The sequence below is a fragment of the Kitasatospora sp. RG8 genome (assembly GCF_017813315.1).
Lineage (GTDB): Bacteria > Actinomycetota > Actinomycetes > Streptomycetales > Streptomycetaceae > Kitasatospora.
This window is the reverse complement of the sequence record NZ_JAGIYX010000032.1, coordinates 22377-42990: the sequence shown is the minus strand read 5'-3', so window position 1 is coordinate 42990 and position 20614 is coordinate 22377. Positions and strand designations below refer to the sequence as shown.

At 72.7% G+C, this 20614-nt stretch carries 24 protein-coding genes; 15 read left to right on the top strand and 9 right to left on the bottom strand.

The window, feature by feature from the left end:
• Positions 1-32 precede the first annotated feature (32 nt).
• Both J5Y04_RS34080 and J5Y04_RS34075 read right to left on the bottom strand, forming a co-directional pair.
• Complete coding sequence (locus J5Y04_RS34080) at positions 33-302, bottom strand: DUF2087 domain-containing protein (protein WP_209416417.1); 270 nt, start codon at positions 300-302, stop codon at positions 33-35.
• 60 nt (positions 303-362) lie between these two features.
• Positions 363-1013 carry a helix-turn-helix domain-containing protein gene (locus tag J5Y04_RS34075; protein WP_307853444.1) on the bottom strand — a complete coding sequence of 217 codons (651 nt, stop codon included), beginning with the start codon at positions 1011-1013 and terminating at the stop codon, positions 363-365.
• An 85-nt stretch (positions 1014-1098) separates the two neighbouring features.
• On the opposite strand from J5Y04_RS34075, the gene J5Y04_RS34070 reads away from it, so the two are divergent.
• Complete coding sequence (locus tag J5Y04_RS34070; protein WP_209416416.1) at positions 1099-1530, top strand: DUF4345 domain-containing protein; 432 nt, start codon at positions 1099-1101, stop codon at positions 1528-1530.
• 104 nt (positions 1531-1634) lie between these two features.
• Positions 1635-1976, top strand: a complete 342-nt coding sequence (locus J5Y04_RS34065) for a DoxX family protein (protein ID WP_209416415.1) — start codon at positions 1635-1637, stop codon at positions 1974-1976.
• An 83-nt stretch (positions 1977-2059) separates the two neighbouring features.
• Here J5Y04_RS34065 and J5Y04_RS34060 read toward each other — a convergent pair whose 3' ends face one another.
• Complete coding sequence (locus J5Y04_RS34060; protein WP_209416414.1) at positions 2060-2650, bottom strand: HhH-GPD-type base excision DNA repair protein; 591 nt, start codon at positions 2648-2650, stop codon at positions 2060-2062.
• Positions 2651-3036: 386 nt separating this feature from the next.
• On the opposite strand from J5Y04_RS34060, the gene J5Y04_RS34055 reads away from it, so the two are divergent.
• Positions 3037-3963, top strand: coding sequence for a hypothetical protein (locus J5Y04_RS34055; RefSeq protein WP_209416408.1), 927 nt, complete (start codon positions 3037-3039; stop codon positions 3961-3963).
• A gap of 213 nt (positions 3964-4176) precedes the next feature.
• Here J5Y04_RS34055 and J5Y04_RS34050 read toward each other — a convergent pair whose 3' ends face one another.
• The 3 genes from J5Y04_RS34050 to J5Y04_RS42415 all read right to left on the bottom strand — a co-directional run bounded on the left by J5Y04_RS34050 (position 4177) and on the right by J5Y04_RS42415 (position 5810).
• On the bottom strand, positions 4177-4608 hold the full coding sequence (locus J5Y04_RS34050) for a hypothetical protein (RefSeq protein ID WP_209416406.1): 432 nt from the start codon (positions 4606-4608) through the stop codon (positions 4177-4179).
• A 160-nt stretch (positions 4609-4768) separates the two neighbouring features.
• Positions 4769-4900: a DUF397 domain-containing protein gene (locus J5Y04_RS34045; protein ID WP_307853443.1), complete on the bottom strand. Its 132-nt coding sequence runs from the start codon at positions 4898-4900 to the stop codon at positions 4769-4771.
• Positions 4863-5810, bottom strand: a complete 948-nt coding sequence (locus J5Y04_RS42415; protein ID WP_307853442.1) for a helix-turn-helix transcriptional regulator — start codon at positions 5808-5810, stop codon at positions 4863-4865. Before J5Y04_RS42415 ends, J5Y04_RS34045 begins: the two co-directional genes overlap by 38 nt.
• Positions 5811-5981: 171 nt before the next feature.
• On the opposite strand from J5Y04_RS42415, the gene J5Y04_RS34040 reads away from it, so the two are divergent.
• Positions 5982-6308, top strand: a complete 327-nt coding sequence (locus J5Y04_RS34040; protein ID WP_209416403.1) for a hypothetical protein — start codon at positions 5982-5984, stop codon at positions 6306-6308.
• A 30-nt stretch (positions 6309-6338) separates the two neighbouring features.
• Positions 6339-6563: a hypothetical protein gene (locus tag J5Y04_RS34035; RefSeq protein ID WP_245205992.1), complete on the top strand. Its 225-nt coding sequence runs from the start codon at positions 6339-6341 to the stop codon at positions 6561-6563.
• Positions 6564-6580: 17 nt separating this feature from the next.
• Here the strand turns inward: J5Y04_RS34035 and J5Y04_RS34030 are convergent, their stop codons facing one another.
• A complete protein-coding gene (locus J5Y04_RS34030; protein WP_209416401.1) occupies positions 6581-7306 on the bottom strand; it encodes a helix-turn-helix domain-containing protein in 726 nt (241 codons plus the stop codon).
• A gap of 224 nt (positions 7307-7530) precedes the next feature.
• Here J5Y04_RS34030 and J5Y04_RS34025 point away from each other — a divergent pair, with 224 nt between their 5' ends.
• The 6 genes from J5Y04_RS34025 to J5Y04_RS33995 all read left to right on the top strand — a co-directional run bounded on the left by J5Y04_RS34025 (position 7531) and on the right by J5Y04_RS33995 (position 14434).
• Positions 7531-8196, top strand: a complete 666-nt coding sequence (locus tag J5Y04_RS34025; protein WP_209416400.1) for a DUF4097 family beta strand repeat-containing protein — start codon at positions 7531-7533, stop codon at positions 8194-8196.
• 22 nt (positions 8197-8218) lie between these two features.
• Entirely contained in the window at positions 8219-9181 is a 963-nt protein-coding gene (locus tag J5Y04_RS34020) for an ATP-binding cassette domain-containing protein (RefSeq protein ID WP_209416398.1), read from the top strand.
• Positions 9178-9969, top strand: a complete 792-nt coding sequence (locus J5Y04_RS34015; protein WP_209416396.1) for an ABC transporter permease — start codon at positions 9178-9180, stop codon at positions 9967-9969. The genes J5Y04_RS34020 and J5Y04_RS34015 overlap by 4 nt, the downstream gene beginning before the upstream one ends.
• A gap of 372 nt (positions 9970-10341) precedes the next feature.
• Positions 10342-12870 carry a terpene synthase family protein gene (locus J5Y04_RS42410; RefSeq protein ID WP_307853441.1) on the top strand — a complete coding sequence of 843 codons (2529 nt, stop codon included), beginning with the start codon at positions 10342-10344 and terminating at the stop codon, positions 12868-12870.
• Between the two features lie 243 nt (positions 12871-13113).
• Entirely contained in the window at positions 13114-13914 is an 801-nt protein-coding gene (locus J5Y04_RS34000; RefSeq protein WP_209416395.1) for a VOC family protein, read from the top strand.
• 31 nt (positions 13915-13945) lie between these two features.
• Positions 13946-14434 carry a DinB family protein gene (locus J5Y04_RS33995; protein ID WP_209416394.1) on the top strand — a complete coding sequence of 163 codons (489 nt, stop codon included), beginning with the start codon at positions 13946-13948 and terminating at the stop codon, positions 14432-14434.
• A gap of 27 nt (positions 14435-14461) precedes the next feature.
• Here the strand turns inward: J5Y04_RS33995 and J5Y04_RS33990 are convergent, their stop codons facing one another.
• Positions 14462-15163 carry a helix-turn-helix transcriptional regulator gene (locus J5Y04_RS33990; protein ID WP_209416392.1) on the bottom strand — a complete coding sequence of 234 codons (702 nt, stop codon included), beginning with the start codon at positions 15161-15163 and terminating at the stop codon, positions 14462-14464.
• Positions 15164-15228: 65 nt separating this feature from the next.
• Between J5Y04_RS33990 and J5Y04_RS42405 the strand changes: the two genes are divergently transcribed.
• From J5Y04_RS42405 to J5Y04_RS33970, 4 genes are all read left to right on the top strand, one after another.
• Positions 15229-16695, top strand: coding sequence for a hypothetical protein (locus tag J5Y04_RS42405; protein WP_245205991.1), 1467 nt, complete (start codon positions 15229-15231; stop codon positions 16693-16695).
• Positions 16692-17480 (top strand): isocitrate lyase/phosphoenolpyruvate mutase family protein, encoded by a 789-nt coding sequence (locus tag J5Y04_RS33980; RefSeq protein WP_209416391.1) that lies wholly within the window; start codon positions 16692-16694, stop codon positions 17478-17480. Before J5Y04_RS42405 ends, J5Y04_RS33980 begins: the two co-directional genes overlap by 4 nt.
• A gap of 208 nt (positions 17481-17688) precedes the next feature.
• Positions 17689-18066: a PadR family transcriptional regulator gene (locus tag J5Y04_RS33975; RefSeq protein ID WP_209416389.1), complete on the top strand. Its 378-nt coding sequence runs from the start codon at positions 17689-17691 to the stop codon at positions 18064-18066.
• Complete coding sequence (locus J5Y04_RS33970; RefSeq protein ID WP_209416388.1) at positions 18063-19058, top strand: hypothetical protein; 996 nt, start codon at positions 18063-18065, stop codon at positions 19056-19058. Before J5Y04_RS33975 ends, J5Y04_RS33970 begins: the two co-directional genes overlap by 4 nt.
• Before the next feature lie 117 nt (positions 19059-19175).
• Here the strand turns inward: J5Y04_RS33970 and J5Y04_RS33965 are convergent, their stop codons facing one another.
• Positions 19176-20597, bottom strand: coding sequence for an amidase (locus J5Y04_RS33965; protein ID WP_209416386.1), 1422 nt, complete (start codon positions 20595-20597; stop codon positions 19176-19178).
• Positions 20598-20614: the final 17 nt, after the last annotated feature.

Sequence of the window (20614 nt, the reverse complement as noted above, 5' to 3'; positions counted from 1 at the left end):
GCTGTGCCACCCGCCGGTAGGGCCACCCGTTGCTACGCCACCCGCTGGTAGGTGCTGCCGTCCTTGGGGCGGGCGAGGTGGCCGCCCTCGACCAGGAAGCGGCGCAGGGCCGGGTAGTCGTCGTGGACCGTCCGCAGCACGTCGTTGACCTCGCGTTCGGTGTAGGTGCGGTCCGGCTCGAACAGGGTGCCGGTGAGGTGCGTGAGCAGCTGCTGACGGCGGGCCGCCTTGCGCGGGATCGCGGGCAGGCGGCCGTCGGCGGAGAAGAGGGCGGACACGCCGGGGGCGGGGGCATCGGTCATCCGTCGAGCGTCGCCCGGCGGGTGGTGGGCGGGCAACCCGTTTTCGCCCGTCCGCTACCGCTACCGCGGCCAGTCCGGGGCGGGGTCGGTGGCGAGGAGCGGGCGGAGGGCCCCCAGGACGGCGCCGATGCAGACGTCCCGCAGTTCGGTGCGGGTGCAGGTCTCCTTGGTGAGCCAGTCCACGCAGAGCACCTGGACGAAGACCAGCCAGCTCTTCAGGACCCCGGACACGGCCTCGCGGGCGCCGTCGTCGGCGAGCGGGAGGACGCCCAGCAGCCGGGCGCGGAGGGCGTCCAGCTCGTTGGTCATGATCGTCTGGATCACCGGGTCGCCGGCGAGCACCCGGTTGGCGGCGAGGACGGCGTTGCGGTTGGCGACGAAGTAGTCGAGGTGGGTGTCCATGCCCTGGAGCAGCTGTTCGACCAGCGTGTCGGCGGGGTCGAACCGCGTCCCGGCGAGCAGCTGGTCGGCCGCCTGCTGGTAGACCGCCGCGAAGAGCTCCTGCTTGCCGGGGAAGTGCCGGTAGAGCAGCGCGCGCGAGACGCCGGCCTCCGCGGCGACGTCCTCCATCAGCACGTCCTCGTACGGGTGGGCGGCGAAGAGCCGCGCGCCGACGGCGAGGAGCTGGGCGCGGCGGTCGGCGGGGCTGAGCCGTCGGCGGCGAGGGCCCTGCTGGTGGGACGGCACAGGGGAAGGCAGGGGGGAAGACACGAGGGAAGCCTACTTGACACGTGTCTACTAGCGGGCGCCTACTTAAGTAGACGTGTGTCAACCAGCTCCGAGAGGTGAGTCGGTCATGACCAGAGCCAAGACGCTGTGGGCGCTCGCGTGGGCGATGGGGGTGGTGGACGTGGCGATCGGGCTCTTCCACGTCCTCGGCGGCAACGCCGCGATCCCGGGTGCGACGGACGCCGGCCCGACGGTCGACAGCTTGGGCCGGTTCTTCGGCGCGATCTTCGTCGGGTACGGGCTCGCGTGGATCTGGGCCGCCCGGCAGAAGCCGATCCCCGCGGCGACGGTCCGGCTGCTGACCGGCGTCTTCCTGCTCGGCGCGCTCGGGCGGGTGCTCTCGATCGCGGTGGAGGGGTGGCCGCACGGGTTCCAGACGGGGCTGATGGTGCTCGAATTCGCCCTGTCGGCCCTGTACTTCTGGCTCGCCGACGCCGACGAGAAGGCGGCCGCCGACGCGGATGAGAAGGCGGCCGAGAAGGCGGCCGAACCGGCCTGACGGAGCATCCGGGAAAATTCTTCGGCAGGCGTGTCACACGCGGGCCGTGCGGCGGGTCAGAGGGGTGGAAGAGCGCGAGAGACCCGCCTGCTGAGGAGAATCCGATGTCCGTCGCCTACGTTGTCGTCACCGTCCTGGCCGCTGTGATGGCGGGCTTCTCGGGCGGGTCGATCTTCGCCCGCGCCGCGTACGTGGTGCAGCCGCTGGCCGACTACGGCGTCCCGCAGTCGTGGTGGAACTGGCTCGGTGCGGCGAAGGCCGCGGGGGCCGTGGGCCTGCTGGTCGGCCTCTTCGTGCCGGTGATCGGGGTGCTCGCCGGGATCGGCCTGGTGCTGTACTTCGCGGGCGCGGCCATCACCGTGGCCCGGGCCCGCTCGTACGGGCACATCCCCTTCCCGTTGATCTACCTGGCGCCGGCCGCCGCCTCGCTGGTGCTGGGCGCCTGACGGGAAGTCACCGCAGACTCACCGCAGCCCGCCCGTGTCCGGCACTCCTCGCGAGGGCCGGGCACGGGCGGGCTGCGGCGTGATCAGACCTTGGCCTTGGCCTCCTTGGCGGCGCGCTTGACCTCCTGCTTGTGGGCGCGGACCTTCTCCAGGGACTCCGGGCCGGTGATGTCCGCGACCGAGTGGTACGACCCCTCCTCGCCGTACGTGCCCGCCGCCTCGCGCCAGCCCTCGGGCTGCACGCCGTACTGCTTGCCGAGGAGGGCGAGGAAGATCTGCGACTTCTGCTTCCCGAACCCGGGGAGGGCGTTGAGGCGACTGAGCAGCTCCCGACCGGACTTGACGTCCCGCCAGATCCCGGCCGCGTCGCCGTCGTACTGGGCGACGAGGAACTGGCAGAGCTGCTGCACCCGTTTGGCCATCGCGGCCGGGTAGCGGTGGACGGCCGGCTTGTCGGAGAGCAGCGCGACGAACTCCTCCGGGCTGTACACGGCGATCTCGTGCGCGTCGAGGTCGTCGCGCCCGAGCCGCTGCGCGATGGTGAGCGGACCGGTGAACGCCCATTCCATGGGTACCTGCTGATCGAGCAACATCCCGACGAGCGCGGCGAGCGCGCTGCGCCCGAGCAGCGCGTCGGCCTCGGGCTGCTGTGCGAGCCGAACGGTGACGTTCATGGGAAAGCCCTCCTCGAATGTGGAGACTCGGGTCGCGGCCCAGTCTGGTGGACGGGGCAGGAGGGGGCGGGGTCAACACGCCAGGTGGTGATGATTCCTTGGAGTTACTGGTTGGTTCGTTGGCAGAGTTGTTGCGTCGTCGCACATTGCGCGGGGGTATTCGTCTGCCTTTCCCGGCGGGGGCGTGATCAATCGTGTCCGGATCGACTTACTCGGCCGGGTTGGCTTGATCAACTACGGGCGGGAATGGTCGATTGACGCCGGAAATGCCAACGGGCTTTCTGCGCGCGGTTGTTGTGGTACGTTCCGTGGCCTCATAGAAAAATAGTCGACCCCGGCGGTGCTACCAACACCCCGGGGCCAGGCACCAGGAGAAGCAACTCCCGATGCACATCCATCGTACCGAACAGGCACGCCACTTCACCGTGCTTCCCAACGGCCTGTTGCAGGACCGGCGGCTCAGCTACACCGCCCGCGGGCTGCTCGCCGACCTCCTCTCCCGCCCCGACGGCTGGCGGGAGGACGGGCGGCACATGGCCGACACCAGCCCGCAGGGGCGCGGGCCCGTCCGCCGGGCGCTGAAGGAACTGACCGAGGCCGGGTACTACCGGGTCGAGAAGATCCGGATGCCGGACGGGAGGATCCGCAGCGAGGCCCACGTCTACGACACCCCGCAACGGGCGCTACCGGGTGCCACCCGTCCGGCGGCCGGTGAGGCGGAGGCCGGCTCCGCAGGCCTCCCTGTAGTAAAGAACCGGAAGCAAGAACCCACCCTCCCCGCGGAGTTGGCCGACGACGTCGGCGAGGTCGGGGTGCTCGGGGAGGTCGGGGAGGTCGGAGAACCGGACGAGCGGATCCGGGAGGCGGTGGCCGTGCTGTTCCGGGTGATCCGCCCGGAGCCCCGGTTACGGCTGGGCGAGCCGGAGGCCGTGGCGCTGGCGCCGCTCGTCGCGCAGTGGCTGGAGCGGGGCAGTACGGCGGCGGACCTGGCCCGGGCCCTGTTGCCCGCCCTGCCGGTCCCGATGCACTCGGCGGCCGGAGTGCTGCGGTACCGGCTGATGCAGAAGATGCCGCCCGTCCCCGATGCGGGCCCGCCCCCGGCGGCGCGGCTCGCGGAGTGCGCCGAGTGCCGCGATCCGGTGCCGCAACCGGGCATCTGCGGCGCCTGCGCGGGAGTTGAGCGGCGCCCGGCACCCGCCGTCGGGGGAGCGGCGGTCACGTCAGGCGGCGTGGCCCGGGCCCGGGCGATCCTGCTGGCCGGCAAGGCCGCCCTGGCAGGCCCCCGGCCGCCGGGGCTTGCGGCCGCCGGTTGAACAGGTGCGGGGGTCGCATCAGCAGGGACGGGCAATGCCTGATCGAGGAGGTGGGCTCGTGAGCCGGACAGTGATCGATCTGGATGACGAACTGCTCGCGGACGTGGCTCGGGTGCTGCACGTGAGTCCGCAGGTCGGGGCGGTGTGACGAGTCCGGGCCGCCGTCACCCCTTCCACACGCGAGGCGGGGCAGCGGCGGCCGGCGGGTGAGGCCTACTCGTGGAACTGGAAGCTCCAGGCCTGGCCGAGGTTGTCCGGCTCCAGCGGACGCAGCGCCGTCATCGGGGGGAAGATCCGGAGCAGGCTGAGGTCCACCACCAGTTCGACGCCGTCGACCGGGCCGCCGGGGACGACGACATGGAACATGAACGGCTCGGCGGACTGCCGGAGCTGCCACTCGGTGGCCTGCGAGGAGCCGCGGAGCATCTTGTTGATCTCCGGAACGCCGTCGAAGCTGAGGTACGTTCCGTGCCGCAGGCTCTTGATGGTGACGTTGCCGTTGGAGAGGCCCTCGACGTGCCACTCCTGCTCACCGGGCTGACCGGTCGGCGGCAGGACGACCACAGGGGCCTTCTCGTCCTGGAGCGTCAGGTACTGCTCGCCGCGCTTGGCGATTCCGTAGGGGCCGTTGGGGATCGGTGCCATGGCAGTTGTCTCCTCGGGAGGGGAACTCGTCGGTGCGGTGCTCCAGCCGGAGCGCACACACACGATCCTTGCCGTGAGACCGTGCTACGCGCGATGGACTCGCCCAGCGGTCGTCAGATCGGGTGACGCGGACCGGGGACGGGTGGGCGCGAGGCGGCTGTCAGGCGTCGAACTCGCCGGTGTGGACGGCGGTGAGGAAAGCGGTCCAGGCGGTGGAGGTGAACGTGAGGGCGGGGCCGCTCGGGTCCTTGCTGTCACGCACCGGGACGAGGCCGGGGAATCCGGGGGCCACCTCGATGCACTCGCCGCCGTTTCCCCCCGAGTAGCTGCTCTTGCACCACGTCGCGTTCGTCAGATCGAGGGCTTGGGACACTGTTGCTCAGTCCTCTCATGATGCGGTGGATCAGCTGCAGGGACTCCGAGTCGGACAGAGCTGCTGCCCTGGCCCGATCATAGTGAGCGGCCCAGCGCCGGACCTCCGCCGCATCATCGATGAAGTGGCCTCGGTTCAGGCTCTCCGAGTAGACGCGACGTCGGCCGTTCGGCATCTCCAGGAGAACCATTCCCGGCATCCAGGCACGAGCTGCCGCCCTGTAGGGCAGCACCTGGATGATCACGTTGGGGCGGCTCATCATGTCGATCAGGTGTTGCAGTTGCTCCGCCATGACGTCCGGTTCGCCAATGACTCTTTCGAGGGTCGCCTGTTCGAGAATCGAGATGATCAGGGGGGCCTCATCCGGCAGGAGAAGGAGCCGCTGCCGTTCCATTCGGCCTGTGACCATGTCGTCGATCTCGTTGGGGGCGAGGCCTTCGTTCTCTTCGACGAACAGTGCGCGCATATAGCGTTCGGTTTGCAGCAGGCCTGAGATTCGGCCGGTCTGGAGTTGCCGGATCACCACGGCTTTCGCCTCCGACTTCGCGAACTCCTGGAACCAGTCCGGGTGGTAGTCGTGCAGGTACGGCGCGATCAGCTCGTAGCTCCGCACCAGCTGTCCGCCCGTCCCGAGCGCCCGGTCGAACATCTCCGCGTCCTTGAGCGTCGGCGGCGCCTTGCTCAACTCGAACTGTGACACGCGGGTCTGATGGATGTTCACCAGCCCGGCGACCTCGTCCTGTCGCAGGCCGGCCGCCTGCCGCCAGTGCGCCAGCTCGTCGCCCCAGGTCCGCGGCCGATCGCCCGGATCCACCTTCCTGCGAGCCATGCCGGCTCACCCCCCGCTGTAAGAGCGCCTGAAGTGTCTTGTGGAAACCCTTGGTGATCCCACGGTCACAGACCGACACTTCCTCCGCAAGGGAATCGCGAAAACGCGACGGCTCTCGCGGTCCGCCTGCATTCCCTCCGCCCCGGATCGCCCTCGAACAGTGGAACGGATATGACGAACCCCATCATCGAGCGGAACTTCCCGCCCTGCCTCTGCGCGCACTGCAACGACGCCGTCCCCGAGGTCGGTCTCACCGGCGACGACCTCGCCCCGGCCGCGCCCGCGGCCGTCCCGGGTGCGGTTCCGCCCGTCCTGCCGTATCTCCCCGTCCGCCGGGGCGAGGCCGTCTTTGATGTCCGCAGCGGCCGCTGGGGTGCCTTCATGGCCGTCCACCACGGCGTGGTGTTCCTCCGCCCCTTCGGCGGTGGCGTCGAGTGGGACACCGACCCCCGGTGGCTCTCGCAGCACAAGCCGCCGAAGTCCTTCGTCGTCTCCTGAACCGGCCGACTCCCCACCCGAGGAACCACCATGAGCATCCTGGGCAGGATGACGGCCGACGACCGCCGTCGCGCCGCCGACGCCTTCGACGACTTCCAGGCCACCCTCGCCGCCGCCGGCCTCACCCTCCCCTCGGCGGGCGTGGACTGGCGGTCGGCGCAGACGACCGGGGTCGTGCTGATCGACCTGGGCGCCGTCCGGGCGGACGTCGTCGAGCGGCTCACCGACCTCGTCCGCAGGGGACTTCGCCGGTGAGCCCCGCGTGACGGCTGCTATCCGCGGTCCTCTTCGGGCTTCAGGTGGAGGACCTCGCGGGCCTGGTCCGCGGCGCGGGCGATGCTCTCGCTGACGAAGTCGAGGAAGCGGGCGACGTTCTCCAGGCGGTTGGCGGCCGGGGTGTCGGGTCCGAGGACCTTGACGCCCTGCCGCGCGGTCTCGGCGACCAGGATGGTGCCGCGGACGCTGGCCATCATCGACTGGTACCAGACGTCGTCGTCGACGACGTAGCGCTCGCGGCGGCGTTCGTCGCGTTCCCGGCGCACGAGGCCCTGTTCCTCAAGGAACGCGACGGCCTTGGAGATGGACGCCGGGCTGACCTGGAGGCGCTGGGCCAGTTCGGACGCGGTGAGGCTGCCCGCGTCGTTGGTGCAGAGGGCGGCCAGCACCCGGGCCATCATCTTGGGCGTGCCCGACGCCATGAAGACGGTGGTGAAGGTCTCCTCGAACTCCCGCACCGCCTCGGGGTCGCGTCCGTGGGCCAGTTCGGGTGCCTGCGGCTGCCGGGGGGCGGCCTGCCTGCGCTGGTGGGCGCGGCGTTCGGTGGCGCGGTGGGCCAGGTCGGCGCGGTAGCCGGTGGGGCCGCCGTTGCGCATCACCTCGCGCGTGATGGTCGAGGTGGGGCGGTCGAGACGCCTGGCGATCTCCGCGTAGGCGAGCCCGTCGCCCACCCCCAGCGCGATCTGCTGGCGTTCCTGCTGGGTGAGCCTGCCTCCCGGCATCGCGATCTCCCTTCGAGCTTGCCTGATGCGCCTCAGCATAGCGTTCACTGTGGGTCCAATGCAACGAATGGGACAACTGGCGTTGCGTTAGATTCAGGACTGTTGCAACGAAATTTCTGCTCCGACCTGCACCGATGCTGATTCTGTGCAACGAAGTGATTGCGTGATCCTTGAACGCAACGTAGCTTTTGCGAAGTCGGAAACAACGAGTGCAGGAGAGCACGATGCAGAAGTTCCAGACCCCCGCCCCGATCACCGCCGTCCTCGACATCCCCGCGGGACGCATCCAGGTCATCGCCGCCGAGCGGGCCGACGCCATCGTCGAGATCCTGCCGGCCAACCCCTCCAAGAACCGCGACGTCCAGGCCGCCGAGCAGACCACCGTGGCCTACGCCGACGGCGTCCTGCGGATCCTCACCCCGCCGGCCAAGAACCAGCTCCTCGGCCCCTCCGGATCGCTGGAGGTCACCGTCAAGCTCCCCGCCGGCTCCCGCATCGAGGCGAAGACGGCCTGCACCGAGTTCCGCGCCGTCGGACGGCTCGGCGACATCGACTTCGAAGGCGCGTACCGCCAGATCAAGATCGACCAGGCCGCCGGCCTCCGTCTCACCGCGGTCGACGGCGACGTCGAGGTCGGCCGGCTGGGCGGTCCCGCCGAGATCACCACCGCGAGGGGCGGCATCCGGATCGCGGAGGCCGCGGGCGGGACGGTCGTGCTCAGCACCCAGTCCGGCGACATCTCGGTCGGAGCCGCCGCCGGCGTCTCCGCCTCCCTGGACGCGGGCACCGGCTACGGCCGCATCACCAACGCCCTCAAGAACGACGGCACCCCCGGCCTGGAGATCCGCGCCACCACGTCCTACGGCGACATCGACGCCCGCAGCCTCTGAACTCCCCGAAGGAGCACCGATCATGACCAACCTGGCCATCGCGGCGAACGGACTGCGCAAGTCCTACGGCGACAAGACCGTGCTCGACGGCGTCGACCTCGCCGTCCCCGAAGGGACGATCTTCTCCCTGCTCGGCCCGAACGGCGCCGGCAAGACCACCGCCGTGAAGATCCTCTCCACCCTCATCTCGGCCGGCCCCGGCTCCGGTGACATCCACATCGGCGGCCACAACGTGGCCACCAACCCCCAGGCGGTCCGCGCCGCGATCGGCGTCACCGGCCAGTTCTCGGCCGTCGACGGTCTGATCACCGGCGAGGAGAACATGCTCCTCATGGCGGACCTGCACCACCTCTCCCGCAGCGAGGGCCGCCGCACCGCCGCCGCCCTGCTGGAGCGCTTCGACCTCGTCGAGGCCGCGAAGAAGCCCGCCTCCACCTACTCCGGCGGCATGAAGCGCCGGCTGGACATCGCCATGACGCTGGTCGGCGGCCCGCGGATCATCTTCCTCGACGAGCCGACCACCGGCCTCGACCCGCGCAGCCGCCACAACATGTGGCAGATCATCCGCGAGCTCGTCTCCGACGGCGTCACCGTCCTCCTCACCACCCAGTACCTGGAGGAGGCCGACGAACTCGCCGACCGCATCGCGGTGCTGAACGACGGCAGGATCGCCGCCGAGGGCACCGCCGAGGAACTGAAGCGGCTCGTCCCCGGCGGACACGTCCGGCTCCGGTTCACCGACCCGGCCGCCTACCAGCGCGCGGCCCTCGCCCTGGACGGGGCCACCCGCAACGACGAGACGCTGTCGCTCCAGGCCCCCAGCGACGGCAGCCAGCGCGAGCTGCGCTCCATCCTCGACCGGCTGGACTCCGCCGGCGTCGAGGCGGACGAACTGACCGTGCACACCCCCGACCTCGACGACGTGTTCTTCGCCCTCACCGGCGGCGCCCGCATCCCCAGCCAGACCAAGGAGACCGTCCGATGAGCTCCCTCTCCCTCGCCCTGCGCGACTCGTCCACCATGCTGCGCCGCAACCTCCTGCACGCCCGGCGCTACCCGTCCCTCACCCTGAACCTGCTGCTCACCCCGGTGATGCTGCTGCTGCTCTTCGTCTACATCTTCGGCGACACGATGAGCGCGGGCATCGGCGGCGGCCACGCCGACCGCTCCGCGTACATCGCCTACGTCGTCCCGGGTCTGCTGCTGATGACCATCGGCAGCACCGTGATCGGGACGGCGGTGTCCGTCTCCAACGACATGAGCGAGGGCATCATCGCCCGCTTCCGCACGATGGCGATCCACCGCCCCTCGGTGCTCGTCGGGCACGTCGTCGGCAGCGTGCTGCAGTCGGTCATGAGCGTGGTCCTCGTGGGCGCCGTCGGCGTGGCCATCGGCTTCCGGTCCACGGACGCGACCGTCCTGGAGTGGCTGGCGGCGTTCGGGCTGCTCGTGCTCTTCGCCACGGCGCTCACCTGGATCGCGGTCGGCATGGGCCTGGTCAGCCCGAACGCCGAGGCCGCCAGCAACAACGCGATGCCGCTGATCCTGCTGCCGCTCCTGTCCAGCGCCTTCACCCCGGTCCACTCCATGCCCGGCTGGTTCCAGCCGATCGCCGAGTACCAGCCCTTCACGCCCGCCATCGAGACCCTCCGGGGCCTGCTGCTCGGCAGCGAGATCGGCCACAACGGCTGGCTCGCCGTCGCCTGGTGCGTGGGCCTCGCGGTCCTCGGGTACTTCTGGTCGACCTCGACCTTCAACCGCGACCCGAAGTAGCCGGCGTGACGGCACGGGCCGCATCCCGCAGATCGTCCAGCCTTCCGCAGCTCGTCCCGCCCGGGGCGGCGTACTCCGACACCACGTCGGTGCACGCCGCCCCGTCGGCGTTCCCGGCCGTCCGCTCGCCCCTCGGGCTGTGCGGGGGCCGGTGGGACGAGGGGGACCGGCCGTACAGGTGATCCAGTGCGGCGGGTTTCCTGCGGCAGGTGTTCGAGTCAATGGGCCTATTTCATATGACTGTTCCTGTTCTCCGGTGTGGCGTTCCGGCAGGGGGTAATGCTGAGCCGACCGGGTGACGGGTGGTGCAGGACGCAGGCCCGCCTCGTTGTGCCGGTCGGCCTCCTTGACACGTCCAGAAAGGCTCGCCCGGTGACTCAGCCGTTCGAACTGCCCTCCTTCTACGTGCCGCACCCGGCGCGCCTCAACCCCCATCTGGAAGAGGCCCGCACCCACTCCACCGCGTGGGCGCGGGAGATGGGGATGCTGGAGGGTTCGGGGATCTGGGACCAGGCCGACCTGGAGGCGCACGACTACGGCCTGCTCTGCGCCTACACGCACCCGGACGCCTCCGCCGAGGCGCTGTCGCTGGTCACCGACTGGTACGTGTGGGTGTTCTTCTTCGACGACCACTTCCTGGAGGTCTTCAAGCGCACCAACGACCGCGAGGGCGGCAAGGCCTACCTGGACCGGCTGCCGCTGTTCATGCCGGCCGACCCGTCCACGCCGATGCCCGAGCCCACCAACCCGGTCGAGGCGGGCCTGGCCGACCTCTGGCGGCGCACCGTGCCGACGATGGGCGAGGACTGGCGGATCCGGTTCGCCGAGAGCACCCGGAACCTGCTCAACGAGTCGCTCTGGGAGCTCGCCAACATCAACGCGGGCCGGATCTCCAACCCGGTCGAGTACATCGAGATGCGCCGCAAGGTCGGCGGCGCGCCCTGGTCCGCCGGGTTGATCGAGTACGCGTCCAACGCCGAGGTGCCGCAGGAGGTTTCGGGATCGCGGCCGCTGCGGGTGCTGATGGACGCCTTCTCGGACGGGGTCCACCTGCGCAACGACATCTTCTCCTACCAGCGCGAGGTCGAGGACGAGGGCGAGCTGAGCAACGGCATCCTCGTCCTGGAGACCTTCCTGGGCTGCTCGACGCAGGAGGCCGCGGAGGCCGTCAACGACCTGCTCACCTCGCGGCTCCAGCAGTTCGAGAACACCGTGTTCACCGAACTCCCCCCGCTGTTCGCCGAAACCGGGCTGGACCCGGTGGGCTGCGCCAAGGTGCTGGCGTACGTCAAGGGCCTCCAGGACTGGCAGTCCGGCGGTCACGAGTGGCACATGCGGTCCAGTCGGTACATGAACGGTGGCGGCGCGGCGGCCGGTTCGGCGGGTTCGGCCGGGGACAACTGGTGGGACCAGTACGCGATCGGCGGGATCGGCACGTCCGCACTGGACGTGCTGAGGACCGGCCCGGGGCGCGCACTGCCCGGCGGGCTGGGCGAGTTGGGCTCGCTGAGCGGCGCGCCGGGGATCAACGCGCCCGGGATCAACACGCTGGAAGGCACACCCGGGTCGCCGGGCGGCGTCGACCCGGCGGTGCGGCGCGCGCGTTCGCACGCCCACGTGCCGTTCCAGCACGTGGGTCCGTCCCAACTGCCCGATTTCAAGCTGCCGTTCAGTGTCGACCTGAACAAGCACCTGGACACCTCGCGGCGCCACACCGTCGAGTGGGCCGGCCGGATGGGCATGCTGGAGGCGCAGCCCGGCGTACCCGGTTCGGACGTCTGGACGGCGGAGAAGGTCGCCGACTACGACTTCCCGCTCTGCTCGGCCGGCATCCACCCGGACGCCACGGCCGAGCAACTCGACCTCACGTCAGCCTGGTTGACCTGGGGCACCTACGGGGACGACTACTACCCGGCGGTGTTCGGGCGGACCCGCGACCTGACCGGCGCCAAGTTGCTGACCGCGCGGTTCTCCGAGTTCATGCCCCTCGACGGCGGCCCGGTGCCCGAGCCGGTGAACGCCCTGGAGCGCGGCCTCGCCGACCTCTGGGAGCGGACCGCCGGGCCGATGACCGCCGACGCCCGGCGGAAGTTCCGCACGGCCGTCGAGTCCATGGTGGAGAGCTGGGTCTGGGAGCTCAACAACCAGGCGCAGAACCGGATCCCCGACCCCGTCGACTACATCGAGATGCGGCGCAGGACCTTCGGTTCCGACCTCACCATGAGCCTCTGCCGGCTGGCCCACGGGCAGTCCGTGCCGTCCGGGGTCTACGAGAGCGGGCCGATGCGCTCGCTGGAGAACGCGGCCGCCGACTACGCGTGCATGATGAACGACCTGTTCTCGTACCAGAAGGAGGTGGAGTACGAGGGCGAGGTGCACAACGCGGTGCTGGTGGTGCAGAACTTCTTCAACTGCGACTACCCCGCCGCCGTCCGCATCGTCGACGACCTGATGCACTCGCGGGTGGAGCAGTTCCAGCACGTGGCGCGGAACGAGTTCCCGGTGCTCTACGACGACTTCGACCTGGGGCCGGAGAGCCGGGCGGTGCTCGACGGGTACGTCAAGGAGCTGGAGAACTGGCTCGCGGGCATCCTGATCTGGCACCGGGGCTGCAAGCGGTACACGGAGGACGACCTGAAGCGGCACTTCGGGCGGGAGGAGCTCCCGGCGGCGCCCGCCGCGGTGGAGGGCGTGGCGCTGGGGCCGAAGGGGCTGGGGACGTCGGCGGCGCGGTTCGTGGTGGCGGCGGCGCCGGCGGGTGCGGCCGCCGGCGCGGCGGAGGGAGCGCCGCGCCCGGGGCTGGTGCCGTCCGGCCCGGCCGGCTTCGGGACGGCGGGGGCGCGGGCACCGTTCGGTGCGGCGCTGACCGCTCCGGTGGGCGTGGCGGACGTGGCCGGTTAGCGGCACGCCGCCGTTGCCGGGACGGCCCGCCGGGTGGGTGCACCGGCGGGCCGTCGGCGTTCGGGCGGCGGACGGGCAGTGGGCGGGTGGCGGACGGGGACGGGGCCGGGGACGGGTGGCCGGATTGCCGGGGTGGCTCGGGGCGCGGCCGGGCGGGGGACTGGCTACTGTGGCGAATCGGGGCAAAACGTCACAGATGTCCCACCTGTCACTTGTCACCTGTCACTGGAAGAGGGCAGACACATGGCCGTGCTACCCGAGGGCACACCCTGTTGGGCCGACGCGATGTTCGCCGACCTGGAGGGGGCGAAGGCGTTCTACGGCGACGTGCTCGGCTGGACCTTCGGCGAGAGCTCGTCGGAGTTCGGCAACTACACGACGGCGTACTCCGACGGCAAGGCGGTCGCCGCCATCGTGCCGCCGATGCCGGGAGAGGACTCGCCGCCGTCCGCCTGGTGCCTGTACTTCGCCTCGCCGGACGCCGGCGCCACCGCGGAGGGCATCCGCGCCAACGGCGGCGAGGTGCTGATGGGCCCGATGCAGGTCGGCGACTTCGGCACGATGGTGATCGCCAAGGACCCGGCCGGCGTCGCGTTCGGCGTCTGGCAGGCCGACAGCCACGAGGGCTTCGAGAAGCAGGGCGCGCCCGGCGCCTACGCCTGGGCCGAGGTGCTCACCCGCGAGGCCGGCAAGGCGGACGGGTTCTTCCCCGCGGTCTTCCCGTTCACCACCAAGAAGATGGAGAGCGGGGAGATGGACTACAAGATCTTCCACGTCGAGGGCCAACCCGTCCTCGGCCGGATGAAGATGGGCCCGGAGGACCTCCCGCCCGAGGCACCGTCCTACATCAGCGTGTACTTCGCCGTGAACGACTGCGACGTGGCCATCGCCAGGATCACCGAGCGCGGCGGGAAGCTGTACGCCGGGCCGATGGACACCCCGTTCGGCCGGTTCGCGGCGGTCGGCGACCCGCAGGGCGCGGCCTTCGGCATCATCGACCTCGGCAGGACGGCGGGGGAGATGCCCGTGATGGCGGACGCGTGATGGGCGGACACCTGACGGACGGGGCGCCCCGGTGAGCAGCGAGCGCGCCGACCTGCTGCAGACGCTGGACAAGCACCGCGGCTTCCTGCGCTACACCGTCCGCGACCTCACCGACGAACAGGCCGCCCGGCGCACCACCGTGAGCGAGCTGTGCCTGGGCGGTCTGATCAAGCACGTCATGGGTGTCGAGACGCGGTGGATGCGGTTCGCGGTCGGCGGCGCGGACGCGATGAACAGCGAGCCGGTCGACTGGGAGGGCCAGTTCCGGATGGCGGACGGCGAGACGCTGGAGTCACTGCTGGCCGCGTACGAGCGGGTGGCGCACGAGACCGACGAGCTGGTCTCGACCCTGCCCGACCTGGACCGCGCCCACCCGCTGCCGCAGGCGCCGTGGTTCGAACCGGGCGCCAGCTGGTCGGTGCGGCGGGTGCTGCTGCACGTCATCGCGGAGACCGCGCAGCACGCGGGGCACGCGGACATCATCCGGGAGTCGCTGGACGGGGCGAAGACGATGGGATGACGAAGACGATGGGGATGAGGGGCGCGCTCAGGCGAGTCGGAGGCCGAGCAGCTCGCTCAGGGCCCGGTCGCCGTCGGGCGTCACCCGCAGGGCCCGGCCGGAGCCGATCCGTTCCACCCAGGCCCGGTCCAGCGCCGTCCGGCAGAGGGCGGCGCCCAGCACCCCGCCCAGATGGGTGCGGCGCTCCGTCCAGTCCAGGCAGCCGCGGACCAGCGGCCGGCCGCCGCCGCGCCCCGCCCGGGCCGGGAGCTCGATGCCGGCGGCGGCCAGCCACTCCCGCCCGCTCCCGGTGACGGCGAGCCCGGCGTCGTCCGCCACCAGGCCGCGGGCCAGCACGGCATCGGTGACCGCCACGCCGAGGCGGCCGGCCAGGTGGTCGTAGCAGGTGCGGGCGCGGGCCTCGGCGCTCAGTCGGGTGGACTCGCGCAGAGTGCGGGGGGCCTTGGCGGGCGCCTTCGCGGGCGCCGACTCCGCGAAGGAGGTGAGGTCCTCGATCAGCGCCGCCGCCTCGGGGCCCGCCAGCCGGACGTACCGGTGCCGCCCCTGCCGCTCCTCGGCCAGCAGGCCCCCGGCGATCAGCCGGGACAGGTGCTCGCTGGCCGTGGACGGCGCGACGCCGGCGTGGCGGGCCAGCTCGCCGCCGGTCCAGGCCCGGCCGTCCAGCAGGGCGGTGCAGAACGCGGCGCGGGTCGGGTCGGCGAGCAGGGCGGCGAGCTGGGCGAGTGGCATGGGTCCATGGTGCCCCGGGCACGGTTCGGCCGGGGCCGAAACGTTCCGCGCCTAGCGTGACGGGCATGAGCACCCCGAGCACCTTGAGCACCTCCGGGACGTCCGAGCGGTCCCAGGAGCCTTCCCCGGAGCGGTCGTTCGAGCCGTCCTCCGAGCCGTCCTCCGAGCGGTCGTTCGAGCCGTCCTTCGCGCGGTACGACGATGTCGTGGACGCCCTCGCCCACCCCGACCTGGTGCCGCTGCCCGCCGCCTCCGGGCCCGCCGGGGGCGTGGCGTGGCTGCGGGCGGCCGTCGCCCGGTTCAGCGCGGGGGAGGAGCACGCGGCCCGGCGCGCCCTGGTCGAGGCGGACCTCGCCCGGCTCGACCCGGCCGCCCTGCGGGTGGCCGCCGCGGCCGGGTTCGAGCCGGACGCGCGGCTGCGGGCCGTCCGCGCCCTCGCGCAGGTCCTCGGGCTGGCGGAGCCGGACGCCGTCGCGCGGGCGGTCTCCGTGGTGGCGCGGGCGTACTTCGCGGAGGCGCCGGACGACGCCGAGGCGGACGCGGCGGTGGCCTGGCTGCTGCCGCGGATGGCCGTGGGTGGCGCGGTGGTGGACGGGTCGGACGTCGGGGCGGACGCCCCGGTGGTGGACGGGTCGGACGTCGGGGGCCCGCTCCCGGAGGAGCTCGCCGCCAACCGGATCGGTCTGCTCGTCCAGGCCTGCGACGCCAGCGCCACCCTGGTCGGGAACGCCCGCCGGGCCGCCTGCCGCGGTGCGGCGGGTGAGGCGCCGGGCGGCGAGGGCCTGCTCGACCGGACGCTGCGTCACGACCCGCCGGTGCCGGTGATGCGGCGGCTGGCCGTGCGCGAGGCCGTGGTGGGCACGGTCCGACTGCCGGCCGGCACACGGGTCGTCCTGGACGTCGCGGCCGCCCAGCAGGGCGCCCCCGGCCGGCCGCCGCTCACCTTCGGGGGGCCGCCGCGGATCTGCCCCGGCCGCACCCACGCGCTCGCCCTCGCCGCCGGGATCCTGCACGGCGCCTCCGACCCGGCGGGCCCGACGGCTGCCGACACCCCCGTGACCGACGGACGCGACCCGGGGGCGGTGGTGTCCGCGACGGTGGAGCACGTGCTGGCCCTCGCCGCGACGTGGACGGAGTGGGACGGGCGCCCGGTGGCCGCCGACGGCCGGACGTACACCCCGCACAAGGCGGTCCGCCGGGTGGCCGACCATCTCCTCGACCACCTCGCCGAGTTGGAGGCCAGACTGGCCGGCGAGGCCACCGAACCCGACCACTGGCACGCCTCCGCCGCCACCACCCCGGCCGATCTCGCGGCGTTCACCCCGGCCGACCTGGACGAGGCCCGCAGCCGCCTCACCCGGCTCGCCCGGATCTGGGCCAGGCGCCTCGCCGCCCTCACCCCGGAGCAGCTCGACCACTCACCCGGCACGGGCTGGACGTTCCGGCAACTCGCCTTCCACGTCGCCGAGTCGGCGTACTACGCGGACGCGGTGGGCGACCTGCGCGCCGGTGCGGAAGGGGCCGCGTCGTGACTGCGTTCGCCGCACTCCACCACCGGCCCGGCGAGCCGCTGCTGCTCCCCAACGCCTGGGACCACGCCTCCGCCGCGGCCCTCGCCGGGCAGGGCTTCGCCGCGATCGGCACCACCAGTCTCGGCGTCGCCGCGGCCGCCGGTCTTCCCGACGGCGTCGCCGCCACCCGCCGGGAGACCCTCCGGCTCGCCCGCCGGCTCGGGCGGGGGCGGTTCCTGCTCTCGGTCGACGTCGAGTCCGGGTTCTCCGACGATCCGTCCGAAGTGGCCGATCTGGCCGTCGAGTTGTCGAGTCTTGGCGCGGTCGGCATCAACCTGGAGGACGGCCGCGGGGACGATACGCTCGCGCCCGTCGCCGTGCACGCCGCGAAGATCGCGGCGGTGAAGGCGGCCGTCCCCGGCCTCTTCGTCAACGCCCGGACCGACACCCACTGGCTGGGGGTCACCGATCCCGGCCCGGAGACCGACCGGCGCCTCGCCGCCTACCAACAGGCGGGCGCGGACGGCGTGTTCGTCCCCGGACTGGCCGATCCGGCGGCCATCGAGGCCCTGGCCGGGCGGCTCGCCGTCCCGCTCAACATCCTGTACAACCCGGCGGGCCCGCCGCCGGCGCGGCTCGCGGACCTCGGCGTCGCCCGGATCAGCCTCGGCTCGCTGCTCTACCGGGCGGCGCTGGCGGCCGCCGTGCAGACGGCGGTCGCCGTCCGGGAGGGCGCGGCCGGGCCGATGGCGGGTGCGGTGCCCGCGTACGGGGAGGTCGCGGGGCTGCACCGGGATGGGGCGTAAGGGCACCACCCCCGGCGGGGCTGCACCGGGACGGGGCCCGGGGTGCGTTTCCCGGCGGGGCCGTGCCGGGACGGGGCCCGGGGTGCGTTTCCCGGCGGGGTGGCATCGAAGCGGGCGCAGGGGGCCGTGCCTGACGGGCAGGCAGCCGGCGGAAGAGCCGATAGCTAAACCATCGACATATCCCAATGGTTGACCTATGCTCCCGATCATGGGAAACCGTCAACTACAGGAGCCGACCAGGCTCGTGCTCACCGCGCTGGCCGACGCCCCGCGGCACGGCTACGCGATCGTCCAGGAGGTCCTGGCCATCTCCGGCGGCCGGACCAAGCTCCTCACCGGCACCCTCTACACGGCGCTGGACCGCCTCCTCCAGCAGGGCCTGATCCGGATCGACCACGAGGAGGTCGTGGGCGGACGGCTGCGTCGCACCTTCGCCCTCACCGAGGACGGCCGCGGCGTCCTGGCCGAGGAGACGGAGCGCCTGCGCGCCGGGGTCGTCGAGGCGGAGCGCAGGCTCGCCCTCGGCCGCCGGCCCGGCCTCCAGGCGGGCTTCGTGCGGCTCGCGCCGGCCGGGGGTGCGGCATGAGCGCGTCCTCCCCGCAGTTCGGCCTGCCCACCCGCCTCCCGCTGCTCGGCCTCTACCCCGCCAAGTACCGCGCCGCGAACGGCGCGGAGATCGCCGCCGTCCTCTCCGAGAGCCTTGAGGGCGCCGACCGCCGCACCGTGCTGCGCGAGTGGGCCACCGTCGCCGCGCACGCCGTCCGGCTGCGCACCCGGCTCAGCTCCAGCGACCCGGCGGGCCGCTTCCTCGCCGGTGCCGCGCCGTACCTGCTGGCCGGCGGGGCGGGCCTGGCCGTGGTCCACCTGCTGCTCGGGCTCTTCCTGCCCGACAAGTTCGGCGACGAGGGCCACCCCGCCCTGCGGGTCGCCGTGGGCGCGGTGCAGACCGTCCCGTGGATCCTCGCCCTGCTCTGCGCGGCCGGCGGCCGCTGGGGGGCGGCCCGGCTCCTGGTCCTGGCGGGCACCCTGGTGCGGACGGCGGCCGCCGCGGCCTTCTTCGCCCACGAGAGCCTGGCGCTGTTCCAGTACCTCCCCCTGGCCGGCTTCTGGCTCCTCCTCAGCGTCCTGCTCCTCGCCCCGCCGGACGGCGTCGACCTCTCCCGGCGTGCCCGCACCGAGACGGTGGCCACCGCGCTCTCCCTCGCCCTGCCGATGGGCGCGCTCGCCTTCCTCTGGCCCTGGCCGGACGAGGGCGTGGCCGAGGACCACGTCTTCTCGGACGTCAACAGCACCCTGCTGGACGTCTCCACCGCCTGGCCGGCCGTCGTGATGAGCATCGCGCTGCTGCTCAACCTCGCCCGCCGGGGCACCGACCGCGTCCGCGCCGCCGGGGTCGCGCTGGCCGTCCTGCCCTGGACGGCCATGCTGGCCCCGCCGTACTACTGGCGGCCGCCGTTCAACGGGCACGACCTGCTGCGCAACCTGCTCGTCGTGCTCGCGCTGCTGGCCTTCACCGCCACCGTGGCGGCCACCCGCCACCGGGTCCGCCCCTCGGTGGAGCCGGTCGAACCGGCCTGAGCCCGGCGGCGCGCCCGCCGGCCCGGAGCGCAGGCCCGGGCCGGGGGCGCGCCCTGACCGTCACGCGCCCGGGCCGCCCGTCGCGCCCGGGCCGCCCGGGCCGCCGAGCCCCCGGCGTCAGGCGGCCGTGCGCGGGTCGATCGGGGTGAACACGCCGAGCCGGTCCTCGACGGCCCGGGCCGCGTCGAGGCAGAGGTCCTCGCGGAACGGGCGCCCGACGAGTTGGACGCCGACCGGCAGCCCGTCGGCCACCCCGGTCGGGACGGCCACGCCGGGGACGCCGACGAAGCTGGTCGCCGAGCAGAGGCGCATCGCCGCGGCGACCCGGTCCCGGCCGGCCCGGTCGCGCGACTCCAGGCCGGGCTCGACGGGCGGCTCGGTGAACACCGGAGCGAGCAACAGCGGGTACTCCTCCAGGAATTCGGCCCAGGAACGGCGGATGTCCAGCCATGTCCCCATCAGCTTCACGAGCTCGTCGGAGGTGGCCGGCCGCACCCGCTCCATCACCATCCCGATGAAGCGGTCCCCGCCCTCGCCGAGCAGCCCGCGTACGGCCGGCCAGGTCGGGGCGAACTCGGTGACGGTGATCCGGTCGTACGCCTCCAGCGCCTCGTCCAGCCGCGGCACGTCCGGCACCTCGCGCACGTCGTAGCCCGCGTCGCGCAGCGCCTCGGCGGCGGTCCCGACGGCGGCGCGGACCGCCGGGTGGACGCCGTGGCCGCCGGGGTCGGCGACCACCGCGACCTTCACCGGCCCGGGGAGCCGTGCGCCGCGGACGGGCACCGGGACGGCCCGCGGGTCACGCGGATCGCTGCCCGCCAGCACCTCGTAGGCGAGCCGCAGATCGTCCACGCTCCGGGCCAACGGGCCGTCGGTGACCAGGAACTGGGTGGCCGGCCCGGGGTCGTCCGGGCCGATGACGCGGCGATCGGCCGGGAACCGCCCGGTGGACGGCTTCAGCGCCGTCACGCCGCAGAACTGGGCCGGGATGCGGACCGATCCGCCGGAGTCGTTGCCCAGCCCGAGCGCGGCCATACCGGTGGCGACGGCCACCGCGTCGCCACCGCTCGACCCGCCCGGGGTGCGGCCGGCGTCCCACGGGTTGGCGGTCTCGCCGAACAGCTCGCTGCGGGTGTGCATCCCGGCCAGGACCAGGGTGGGCATGTTGCTGTGCCCGATCGGGATCGCCCCGGCCGCACGGAGCCGGGCCACGGGGAGCGCGTCGGCCGGTGCCACCAGGTCGCGGAAGCGCCTGACGCCGAAGGTGGTCGGCACGCCCTCGACGGGGGTGCTCTCCTTCACCGTGAACGGCACGCCCGCGAGCGGCCCCAGCTGTCCGCCCGCCGCGCGGCGCCGGTCCGTCGCCGCCGCGGCCTCGCGGGCGCGGTCGGCGAGGAGCTGGGTGACCGCGTTCACCTGCGGGTTGACCTCGGCGATGCGGGCCAGGTGGCTGTCGACCACTTCGACGGCGGAGACCTCGCCGCTGCGCACCGCCGCCGCCTGCTCGGCGGCCGTCATCGTCCAGATGGTGTCCTGCATCGCCCCTGCCGTCCTCT